This window comes from Streptococcus sobrinus DSM 20742 = ATCC 33478, assembly GCF_000686605.1.
In the GTDB taxonomy this organism is placed as follows: Bacteria; Bacillota; Bacilli; order Lactobacillales; family Streptococcaceae; genus Streptococcus; species Streptococcus sobrinus.
Map to the genome: position 1 here is coordinate 1 of NZ_JMLC01000037.1, position 10,460 is coordinate 10,460.

Below are 10,460 nucleotides of genomic sequence, written 5' to 3' on the forward strand. Positions count from 1 at the left end.
ACACCTCCTAAGTCTATTATAACTCCGGAGGTGGACTCTTTTTTATGAATCTATTATCTGAAAACGTTATTTTCTTCATGCGTTTGTCGTGGCAAAGTTCCACGACAAATACATGAAAGGTCCCATTAATTATCTGACTAAAAAAGAGCCAAGCATATAAGCTCGGCTAGATTCTCTATAGGACTATTTTAGGCTCTCAGTTTTCTGCTATATGACTAACAATCAGTTCCAATTGGCCCGACAGAGTCCACTCCTTAACGGGATTAGGCAGGATGAAGTGTTGCCCCTTTTTGAGAGGATAGGATTGCCCAGCAACTACCAAACTGCCTTGACCCTCAATAACGCTGACCAGATAATAAGGAGCTACCTGCTCAAAGCTGGCTTGGCCATCGATTTCCCATTTATAAACTGAGAAAAATTCATTGGCCACCAAAAGCGTTGTTGCCAAATCATCAATAAGCTGCTCATCCGGATGAGAATTTTGCGGCTGCCCAATGGTCATCACATCAATGGACTGCTGGATATGCAACGGTCTCAGCTTTCCGCTGGCATCTGGACGATCAAAGTCGTAAACCCGATAGGTGGTGTCGCTGGACTGCTGGGTCTCAAGAACCATGATCCCCTTACCGATGGCATGCATGGTACCACTGGGAACATAATAGAAATCTCCAGCCTTAACAGGAATATGAGTTAATAACTTATCCCAGTCTCCGGCCCGGATCATCTGAGCCAGTTCTTCCCGGCTTTTAGCAGTGTGGCCATAGATGATTTCAGCTCCTTCATCGGCTGCCAAAATATACCAACATTCGGTCTTACCAAGTTCACCTTCATGTTCCTGGGCATAGGTATCGTCTGGGTGAACCTGAACACTGAGCCAGTCATTGGCATCTAAGATTTTGGTCAGCAAAGGGAAAACTGGGCTAGAGGGATGGCCAAAAAGCTGAGGCTGTTCCTGATAAAGCTTGTCTAGTCCCTGGCCAGCATAAAGACCATTTTCGACAACGGAAACCCCATGCGGGTGTCCTGAGATAGCCCAGTATTCGCCAGTCGTTTCTGTGGGAATGTCATAACCATAGACATCACGCAAACGGGTACCGCCCCAAATCTTGTCATGCATACTTGCCTTTAAAAATAATGGTTCTGTCATAAATCATTCCTCCTTTTAAGATTAGTCCTTACCTTCATTTTATCATTTTCTAATAACTCAGATAAAAAAATATACAGGTGATGTTACAATTCATGATTTAATCCTTCCATTAAACAAAAAGTTCCACAGATTAAATCGGGACATCTGTGGGACTTTCTGAATAATAAATAAGTTTACAAAATCCACCCAGACCTTAGTCAAAACGTTCAGCGACCTTCTTGGCTAGGGCAAAGTTCCCTAGGGTAGCTGAACCATTGCCAGCAACGGCTGGAGTGACAATATATTCTTCAACTGGTGGAACAGGGAGGTAGTCATTGAGTAGGTGGGTGAATTTTTCTCGAACACGCCGGAGCATATGTTCTTGAGCCATTACGCCACCACCAAAGACGATAACCTCTGGCCGGTAGAGCAGGGTAGCTTGCACGGCTGCTTGAGCAATATAGTAGGCTTGAATATCCCAGACATCCGAGTGCTGCTCAATCAATTCTCCTCGAATACCCGTCCGAGCTTCCAAGGACGGACCTGCTGCCAGCCCTTCCAAACAACCATTGTGGAAAGGACAGGTGCCATGGAAATCATTAGCAACATCGCTAGGGTGGAGGGCAACATAAACGTGGCCAGCTTCGGTATGACCAGTCCCACCAACAAATTCACCCCTTTGGATAGTGCCAGCACCAATCCCAGTTCCGATGGTGTAGTAAACCAAATTTTCAACGTCTTGACGAACCAAGGCTTCCCCATAGGCAGATGAATTGACATCGGTTGTGAAGTAGAAAGGCACCTTGAATTCCTTAGAAATTAGGCCAACCAAATCGACATTAGACCAGTTAGGCTTAGGAGTCTTAGTGATATAGCCGTAGGTCTTAGAATTTTCATCAATATCGACCGGACCAAAGGAACCGATGGCAATCCCTTGCAGGTCTGCTTCAAACTTCTTGAAAAATTCGACCGTCTTATCAATGGTTTCATAAGGAGCAGTCGTCTGGAATTGCACCTTCTCCACCACTTGAAAATTTTCATCACCGACAGCACAGACAAACTTGGTCCCACCGGCTTCCACACTTCCGTATAATTTCGTCATAAAATATCCTCTCTATCCTTGCTTTATCTCCCAGACTGTTGGTTGGACCTATCACTTGTTTGGCAAGGGATAAGGACGGCCAATCAACCACTGCGTCAAACTGTCTGATGTTGAAAAAGTAAGGAGGTTAGGACCTTTTGTCCCAACCTCTTTTACAATTATTATCTCTATATTATTTGACGTCGATCAAGTTATCGCCAGCTTTTACAGCTCCTGACGCAACTGGACTAACTTCTGCGTAGTCAGCTGTATTAGTGACGATGACCATTATGGTATCGTCAAGACCAGCATCCTTAATGACAGCAGAATCGAAGGTTCCAAGGACATCACCCTTCTTAACCTCCTGGTTGGCAGCAACTTTTTGCTTAAAGCCTTTACCATCCAAGGAAACAGTATCAATACCGATGTGAATGAGAACTTCAACACCGTCTTTAGATTTCAGACCATAAGCGTGGCCAGTTTCAAAAGCAATTTGTACCAGGCCATCAACTGGAGAAACTACTGTGTTACCGCTAGGTTTAACGGCAATACCTTTACCCATAGCACCAGATGAGAAGACTGGGTCATTAACCTTTTCCAGTTCAACAATTTGGCCATCAACGGGAGAATAGATTGTTTCTTCAGAAACTTCAGTTTTAGCTGCGCTTGCTTCCTCTTTTGCTGAACCATGTTCTTCAACTTCAGCTTCAGCAGCCGCTACAGCAGCTTCTGCTTCAAAGACCTTGGCTTCTTTAGTCTTACCATAGTAATAAGTAATGGCAAAAGCAATGGCAAAGGAAATAACTTCACAAATCAGATAGAAAGGAATTGATTTTGGATTAATAGAAATCAAACCAAGTACCCCGGCTGAACCGAGCGATACTGCAATAACTTTCAAGAGACCTGCAATGGCTGCCGCAATAGCTGAACCGACCAAAGCACAGAAGAATGGGAAACGGTACTTAAGGTTAACCCCGAAGACAGCAGGTTCGGTAATCCCCAAGAGGGCAGAAATACCAGCAGAACTTGACAGACCTTTGGTCTTAGAATTCTTGGTCAAGAAGAAGATCGCAAAGGCTGCCGCAGCTTGAGCCATATTAGCCATAGAAGCAACGACAAAGATAAAGTCACCAGAACCATGACCGGCCTTATAAGAATTAAGCAGGATAGTTTCGAAGGCTGGGAAGGACTGGTGAAGACCTGTAACCACGATTGGTGTGTAGAAGGCACCAAAGATACCCATACCTAAGAATCCTAAGGTATCGTAGAGCCAAACCAGACCGTTGGCAACCCAGTCAGATACTTGTCCGAAGACAGGACCAATGAGGGCAAAGGTTAAGAAACCTGAGATAATCATGGTCAAAAGTGGTGTGAAGGTGAAGTCAACCGCTGAATGCAGGTGCTTGTGGAACCATTTTTCAATATGACACATTACCCAAACGGCAATGATAGCTGGGATAACCTGGCTAGTGTATTGAGCAGCATGCAAGTGCCAGCCAAAGAAGTTCCAGTCAAGAGAAAACTTAGCAGCTTTAGCAACAGCCTCCTGCAACTCTTGTGAACTCATCATCAGGCCAAGAGCAGCACCCAAATATTGGTTACCACCGAAACGCTTGGCTGTCGAAATACCAAGCAGGACCGGCATGTAGATGAACGGGGCATCAGCCAAGACTGTCAGCATATCTGAAATACCAGAAATTTGTGGGTATTGAGCAATCAAAGATTGTGAACCGAACAAACCTTCTGACTTAAAGATATTGTTAACAGCCATCAAGAGACCACCTGCGACCAGGGCAGGAATGATCGGAACGAAGATTTCAGACAAAATCTTGATGAAAGCCATGATTGGGTTTTGCTTGTGACCTTGTGCAGCAATCTTCTTAACATCCTCAGTCGAAACTTCTTTCAGACCAGTCTGCTTAATCAATTCAGCATAAACATGGTTAACATCCCCAGCACCGATAATAACTTGGTACTGACCATCCATCTTGAAAGTCCCCTTGACATCAGGGTGGTTGTCCAGAGCTGCCTGATCGACCTTATTATCGTCTTTTAATACCAAACGAAGACGAGTCGCACAGTGAGCACCGGCAACAAGATTATCTTTCCCGACCGCCGTGATGACGTCGGAAGCTACTTTAGCATAATCCATTGCGTAACTCCTTTAAAAATTTAATATGGTCAAAGCTTTTCATTTTTTGAAAACGCTTTTTTACAGTCTCTAATCTATCACACTGCGAATGATATGTCAACCGCTTTGCAGAAATTTATTTTTTTGCCGTGTCCAAAACCTTCCCTTAAATATCCAACTGACCCTCTGTCAAGACTACATCCAGCTTTTCTGAATGTTGAATTATGTTAAATAAAAATAGCAGCAGCAAGAATCATTAGTTAGTAATAAAATAGCCAACTTCGCTTCAAAAAACAGTTAAGAAACATTCCTCCGCTTAGGTGGCTGATTGATAGTGCTGAGCCAACTTTATTTACTAGGTAGCTCAGCCAGGTGACCATCCCAGACGGAAGTGGAATTCACTTGTTTTTGTACTTCACCACTTGTGACATGAGGATAGGTCGGCCGACCCTACCAACCTAACCGAACTAGTGAGGGGAATAGGTGGTCATACTAGAAAGATCTATAAATACTTCCCTTGACCTCGCCTCTTGTGGCATCTATTTCGCTAACCGAAATACTTTGACACTTGCGACATGCACCCCTAAGTTCGATAATAACTTTGGGGATGTTACTAGTAAGGGGCATAGAAAGTTGCCGTTACAACTTTCGTAGTCAGTCTTAAATAGAATTTAGCCTCTTGCGACACGAGGATAGGTGGACCACTATAGCGGCCACCACACAATTGTCTAAAATCATCCCTTAGAACTTTGACACTTGCGACATAAAGTTAGGTCAGTCGGTGATACTGACCTAACTTTATTAGTAAGTGGAGTAGAAAGTTGCTATAGCAACTTTCGAAGTCAGTCTTGGAAAAAAATTTTTCCTAGACTGACTTCGCCCCTTGATTTTTCCTATGAAAACCTTTACTATGTTATGGAAGTGACATTTATAAGCAATTGTTGACATATATCTATCGGAGGAATATCTATGAATCTACCAACTGAGGTGCGTTACCGCCCTTACGCCGATTGGACCGACCAAGAAAAGGCTGAGATTAAGGCTCACGTCGCTGCTTCCCCTTGGCGGGCCAACTATCATATCGAGCCAAAGACCGGTCTTTTAAACGACCCAAATGGCTTTTCTTATTTCAATGGAAAATTCCAGCTTTTCTACCAAAATTGGCCTTTTGGTGCTGCCCATGGCCTCAAGCAATGGGTTCACACCGAGTCTCAAGATTTGGTTCATTTCAAGGAAACGGGAATTACCCTGCAGCCTGACCACGAGAATGACAGTCACGGGGCCTATTCCGGTTCTGCCTATCCCATTGATGATAAGCTCTTCATATTCTATACCGGCAATGTTCGTGACCAAGACTGGGTACGGGACCCTCGCCAAATCGGAGCCTGGATGGACAAACAAGGTCATATTGAAAAATTCGATGACATTCTTATCAAACGGCCTGCCGATGTGACGGAACATTTCCGTGATCCACAGATTTTTGCTTACGAGGGCCAATATTACGCCATCGTCGGGGCCCAAAGCCTTGACAAGAAGGGCTTTATCAAGCTCTACAAGGCCCTCAATAACGATGTCCATAAGTGGCAGGAAGTCGGTAATTTGGACTTTGGTGGTACAGGTTCTGAATATATGATTGAGTGCCCCAATCTGGTCTTTGTTGATGGGAAGCCAGTCCTGCTCTACAGCCCTCAAGGTTTAGACAAGTCCGAGTTGGCTTATGATAATATTTATCCAAACACCTACAAGGTCTGTCAAACGTTTGACACAAAGCAACCTGCTCTTGTCGATGCTTCTCCAATTTTCAATCTGGATTATGGCTTTGAAGCCTATGCAACCCAAGGGTTCAACATGCCTGACGGTAAGGCCTACTGTGTCAGCTGGATTGGCCTGCCAGATGTTAACTATCCAACTGACCAATACGACTATCAAGGTGCCATGAGTCTGGTTAAAGAGCTGACCCTCGAGGATGGCAAGTTCTATCAAAATCCGGTTCCAGCCATGACCAACTTAAGAACCAGTCAAGAAGCCTTTGCTGATAAGGCCGAAACCGATAACTGCTATGAGTTAGACCTGACCTTTAAAGCCAATCAGAAGACCGAGCTCCTTCTCTTCGCCGACCAAGATGGTGACGGCCTCAAGCTCACCATTGACAACCAAGCTGGCAAGGTTATCCTTGATCGCTCTCAGGCCGGTGTCCAATACGCTACCGAATTTGGCACCAGTCGCCAATGTAGTCTGGACCAAGCCCAAGAGGCACGCATCTTTGTCGATAAATCCATCGTAGAAATTTTCATCAACCAAGGTGAGAAAGTCTTTACCAGCCGTGTCTTCCCCAATGCTGGGCAAACCGGCATCAAGCTTCTCTCTGGTCAGGCTAGCGGAACTTATTATCAACTGAAGGGTTAAGCTATGGTCGCAAAATTAACGGATGTTGCCAAACTGGCCGGTGTCAGCCCAACCACCGTCTCCCGCGTTATCAACAATAAGGGCTACCTTTCAGAAAAAACCAAGGCCAAGGTCCACGCAGCCATGCGGGAGCTGGGCTACAAGCCCAACAATCTAGCCCGTGGCCTGCAAGGAAAATCCTCCAAGCTGATTGGCCTAATTTTCCCCAAGATTTCTAATATTTTCTACGCTGAAATCATTGAACATCTGGAAAATATCCTCTTTCACCAGGGCTACAAGGTCATCATCTGCAACAGTCAAAATGAGTCGGACAAGGAGCGGGATTACTTGGAAATGCTGGCGGCCAACCAGGTTGACGGCATCATCTCCTCCAGCCACAACCTAGATATTGAGGATTATGAGCGGGTGGAGGCACCCATTGTGGCCTTTGACCGCAACCTAGCTCCCCACATTCCAGTCATTTCTTCTGACAATTTTGAAGGGGGCAAGTTGGCAGCCGTCAGCCTAGAAAAGGTGGGTTGCCAGAAGACGGTCATGTTCACCGGTAATGACAATTCCAATTCCACCACAGGCCTACGACAGCAGGGGTTTAGCTCAGTTCTGCCTCATGCCAAGATCTTCAATATTTCCAGTGACTACTCAGCCATCCGCAAGGAAATGGAAATCAAGGCCATTTTGGAACAGGAGCAACCGCAAGGAATTTTTGCTTCCGATGATATGACTGCCATCTTGACCATGAAAATTGCTGATGATTTGGGAATAAAGGTCCCACAAGACCTGAAAATCGTTGGCTACGATGGCACCCAGTTCGTGGAAAATTACTTTCCTCAGCTAACCACCATCAAACAGCCCATCAAGGAAATCGCAGAACTGCTGGTTGATGTCCTCCTAGCAAAAATCGCAGGCAAGGAAGTCCAAGAAAGCTATATCCTCCCCATCAGCCTCCTGATCGGAAAATCGCTATAAAGAATAATCCCTCGGCCGTTTTGGGGCGAGGGATTGTGGTATCTCTAAGCAAAACTAATTGGATAGTCTCTGGAAAGTAAGGTGACTAGGTTACTTTTTCCATACCTATCAACAAAAAAGTGCCTACTTTACAGGCCAAAATCAAAAGCCTACAATAACTGATAAAGAAAAAAACTCAGGAGGCCTATTATGTTTGATTTTCATTCTATTTTAAAAGATAATCTCTACGGTGTTCTAGCAACCGATGACAAAGGCAAACCAAAAACAAGAATTATCCAATATCTATTTTCAATTGGAGACAAGGTTTACTTTGGAACAACTAACAATAAACCAACCTACCAACAACTATCAAATAATCCTTACGTTTCATTTTGCTCTCATAAATCCGACTATAGCGGTTTTTTAACCATTGATGGGAAAGTCAACTTCGTTAATGACCTATCTTTGAAAGAAAGAGCTATGGAAGATTATCCTGACATTAAAGCTATTTATAAAAGCCCAAATAATCCTATCTTTGAAATCTTTTTTATCGACATTGAAACTGTTAAGACATTTGATTTTAAAAACGGCGAACGAATTTATCAGTTGTCTTAACCTTCATTTATCCTTTTATAAGCTTCTCCCCAATCACTCATTGCATTTAAAATCGGCTCTAAACTAAATCCTAAATCCGTTAAATAATATTCAACCTTTACCGGCTTAGTCGGATAAACTGTTCGACCAATTAAAGACCCTGTTTCCAATTCACGTAGATTTTCTGATAAAACCTTCTTAGTAATTGGACTCAAGGTCCTTTCTAACTGCCCATATCTCTTTTTACCACTGAGTAATTCGTGAATAATAAGAACTTTCCATTTGCTCGAAATAAGTGATAATGTTAATTTTACAGGGCATGAATTTTCAACCATGAAAATTCCTCGCTCTCTTTAACAAGAAGATAGAAAATAGTCCATTTGCACTGGCCCCAAAACTAGACAGGAAATCTAAGAACTGGGGTGTATGTCAATGGACTATTTTTAATCTGTAACAAACTTAGTCAAGATACCATTGATAAACTTGGCGGAAGTTTGGTCTGAGTAGGTCTTGGCCAACTCGATAATCTCGTTGAGAGCCACCTTGGCAGGCGTTTCATCATAGTACTTGACTTCAAAAAGTCCTAAACGCAAGAGACTGCGGTCAGTCAAGGTTAGGCGTTCCAAGCTCCAACCTTCCTTGAGGTTTTTAGCAATCTGGCTATCAAGTTCAGCTAGGTTATCTACAGTTCCTTTAACGAGATTCAAAAGGAAGGCTGGAACTTCAAATTCCTGTTCGTCCTCGGCTATCTTATCGTAGGTGTAGGCAAAATTAGCGGCTTGGAGAAAGTCAGCTTGACCGAACTCCAGACTAAAGATAGCTTGAAAAGCCCGTTGGCGTAAATTATATCTCGAATCAGTCATCCAGGAAGTCCTCAGCAAATAGGGCTGTCATGTCTGGTTTTGGTGTCTTTTCAGGGACAATTCCTACTACATGGACATTGACATCAGAAAGTTCAACTTCTGCCATATCATAGACGGCCGACTTAACAGCTCTTTGGACTTCAATGGAAACAGCAGGTACATTAACCCCATACTGCAATTGCAGGTAAATATCTGCTGTTACTTTATCATCATCACTGGTTGTGAGATAGACACCACGACTAAGAGTGGTTTTACTGATATTATCAGTAACGGCCTTATTATTGAGTGAATAAACCCCATCAACCTTAGTAGCCGCAATGCCTGTAATTACTTCCAACACACGTGGGGAAATGACAATATCACCAATTGTTTCTGTCATAGGTCCGTCCTTTCTCTAATTTTTTATTGAAATTTATGTCGCTTAGCAAAACAAGTCAAAACATTTCTTTGTCTCTTGTTTGATTGCGACGTTTCTGTGGAAAAAAAGATGACGTTTCCTAGATGCTTAAGGCATCTGTGTCACTTTCCTAAGATCTTCGAAGTGCTTAACAGCTTTGCACCTTTGGTTTACGCCCGAGAGACGTAGGTTCCTTCTTGGGTGTTGATGACCAATTTTTGGCCAACTTCGATGAAGTCTGGAACGTTAACTACGAGACCCGTTTCCAAGGTCGCTGGTTTACCTGAACCGGTTACGGTAGCTCCCTTGATTGAAGGTTGGGTATCAGTAACGGTCAATTCAACGGTTGTTGGAACTTGCACCCCAATCACTTCTGTTCCGTAGAATTGAATCTTAACTTCGCCATTTTCCAAGATGTAGCGCAATTCATTTTCTACATTAGCCACAGGAATTTCGTATTGGTCGTAAGTTTCGCTATTCATGAAGTAGGCTGTATCATCCATCTTGTAAAGGTATTGAGCCGGAACAGTTTCGATGATAGCTTGTTCAAATTTTTCTTCCGGACGGTAGGTCGTATCAAAAGTTGAACCTGAACGCACGTCACGCAGTTTCATCCGCATAACGGTATTACCCTTACCTGGTTTATGGTGGCTAGCTTCCAAGACACGAATCAATTTTCCATCGGCTGTCACGAAAGTCATACCAGCTCTAAGCTTGCTTGCTTCAATCATGTTTATCTACCTCTTTATTAATTTAATTATCAGTTTATTCTATCACATTTCCTAAGGGGACTCAAATCTTTTATGGTATCCAAGACTTTTATATCATTCGAAAGTGATAATGTCTTAGTTAGGTCGAAGGAGAAAATGTCCCATCTGTTAAACTAGAATGATGAGGAAAAATGAGCTAACCATGAC

10 protein-coding genes are annotated in these 10,460 nt (G+C 43.4%); 3 read left to right on the forward strand and 7 right to left on the reverse strand.

Annotated elements, in window-relative coordinates:
* Positions 1-196: 196 nt before the first annotated feature.
* The 3 genes from manA to BS63_RS0109740 all read right to left on the reverse strand — a co-directional run bounded on the left by manA (position 197) and on the right by BS63_RS0109740 (position 4,359).
* Positions 197-1,147, reverse strand: coding sequence for a mannose-6-phosphate isomerase, class I (gene manA, locus BS63_RS0109730; protein WP_004205832.1), 951 nt, complete (start codon positions 1,145-1,147; stop codon positions 197-199).
* A 193-nt stretch (positions 1,148-1,340) separates the two neighbouring features.
* Entirely contained in the window at positions 1,341-2,228 is an 888-nt protein-coding gene (scrK, locus tag BS63_RS0109735) for a fructokinase ScrK (RefSeq protein ID WP_028798568.1), read from the reverse strand.
* A 172-nt stretch (positions 2,229-2,400) separates the two neighbouring features.
* Positions 2,401-4,359 carry a sucrose-specific PTS transporter subunit IIBC gene (locus tag BS63_RS0109740; protein WP_028798569.1) on the reverse strand — a complete coding sequence of 653 codons (1,959 nt, stop codon included), beginning with the start codon at positions 4,357-4,359 and terminating at the stop codon, positions 2,401-2,403.
* A gap of 948 nt (positions 4,360-5,307) precedes the next feature.
* Here BS63_RS0109740 and BS63_RS0109745 point away from each other — a divergent pair.
* The 3 genes from BS63_RS0109745 (at position 5,308) to BS63_RS0109755 (ending at position 8,304) form a co-directional block, all read left to right on the forward strand.
* Positions 5,308-6,744, forward strand: coding sequence for a sucrose-6-phosphate hydrolase (locus BS63_RS0109745; RefSeq protein ID WP_002963205.1), 1,437 nt, complete (start codon positions 5,308-5,310; stop codon positions 6,742-6,744).
* A gap of 3 nt (positions 6,745-6,747) precedes the next feature.
* Positions 6,748-7,710, forward strand: a complete 963-nt coding sequence (locus tag BS63_RS0109750; RefSeq protein ID WP_002963204.1) for a LacI family DNA-binding transcriptional regulator — start codon at positions 6,748-6,750, stop codon at positions 7,708-7,710.
* A 189-nt stretch (positions 7,711-7,899) separates the two neighbouring features.
* The gene (locus BS63_RS0109755) at positions 7,900-8,304 is read left to right on the forward strand and encodes a pyridoxamine 5'-phosphate oxidase family protein (RefSeq protein ID WP_002963203.1); all 405 of its coding nucleotides are present in this window, start codon (positions 7,900-7,902) and stop codon (positions 8,302-8,304) included.
* On the opposite strand, the gene BS63_RS0109760 is transcribed toward BS63_RS0109755, so the two are convergent.
* The 4 genes from BS63_RS0109760 to efp form a co-directional block, all read right to left on the reverse strand.
* Entirely contained in the window at positions 8,301-8,618 is a 318-nt protein-coding gene (locus BS63_RS0109760) for a winged helix-turn-helix transcriptional regulator (protein ID WP_002963202.1), read from the reverse strand. The genes BS63_RS0109755 and BS63_RS0109760 overlap by 4 nt on opposite strands.
* 108 nt (positions 8,619-8,726) lie before the next feature.
* On the reverse strand, positions 8,727-9,146 hold the full coding sequence (gene nusB / locus BS63_RS0109765) for a transcription antitermination factor NusB (RefSeq protein WP_002963200.1): 420 nt from the start codon (positions 9,144-9,146) through the stop codon (positions 8,727-8,729).
* Complete coding sequence (locus BS63_RS0109770) at positions 9,139-9,525, reverse strand: Asp23/Gls24 family envelope stress response protein (protein WP_002963198.1); 387 nt, start codon at positions 9,523-9,525, stop codon at positions 9,139-9,141. The genes nusB and BS63_RS0109770 overlap by 8 nt, the downstream gene beginning before the upstream one ends.
* Before the next feature lie 188 nt (positions 9,526-9,713).
* Complete coding sequence (gene efp, locus BS63_RS0109775; protein WP_002963196.1) at positions 9,714-10,274, reverse strand: elongation factor P; 561 nt, start codon at positions 10,272-10,274, stop codon at positions 9,714-9,716.
* Positions 10,275-10,460: the final 186 nt, after the last annotated feature.

Coding starts and splice junctions, on each gene's coding strand:
- manA (WP_004205832.1), bottom strand. CDS start 1,147: ATGACAGAACCATTATTTTTAAAGGCAAGTATGCATGACAAGATTTGG.
- scrK (WP_028798568.1), bottom strand. CDS start 2,228: ATGACGAAATTATACGGAAGTGTGGAAGCCGGTGGGACCAAGTTTGTC.
- BS63_RS0109740 (WP_028798569.1), bottom strand. CDS start 4,359: ATGGATTATGCTAAAGTAGCTTCCGACGTCATCACGGCGGTCGGGAAA.
- BS63_RS0109745 (WP_002963205.1), top strand. CDS start 5,308: ATGAATCTACCAACTGAGGTGCGTTACCGCCCTTACGCCGATTGGACC.
- BS63_RS0109750 (WP_002963204.1), top strand. CDS start 6,748: ATGGTCGCAAAATTAACGGATGTTGCCAAACTGGCCGGTGTCAGCCCA.
- BS63_RS0109755 (WP_002963203.1), top strand. CDS start 7,900: ATGTTTGATTTTCATTCTATTTTAAAAGATAATCTCTACGGTGTTCTA.
- BS63_RS0109760 (WP_002963202.1), bottom strand. CDS start 8,618: ATGGTTGAAAATTCATGCCCTGTAAAATTAACATTATCACTTATTTCG.
- nusB (WP_002963200.1), bottom strand. CDS start 9,146: ATGACTGATTCGAGATATAATTTACGCCAACGGGCTTTTCAAGCTATC.
- BS63_RS0109770 (WP_002963198.1), bottom strand. CDS start 9,525: ATGACAGAAACAATTGGTGATATTGTCATTTCCCCACGTGTGTTGGAA.
- efp (WP_002963196.1), bottom strand. CDS start 10,274: ATGATTGAAGCAAGCAAGCTTAGAGCTGGTATGACTTTCGTGACAGCC.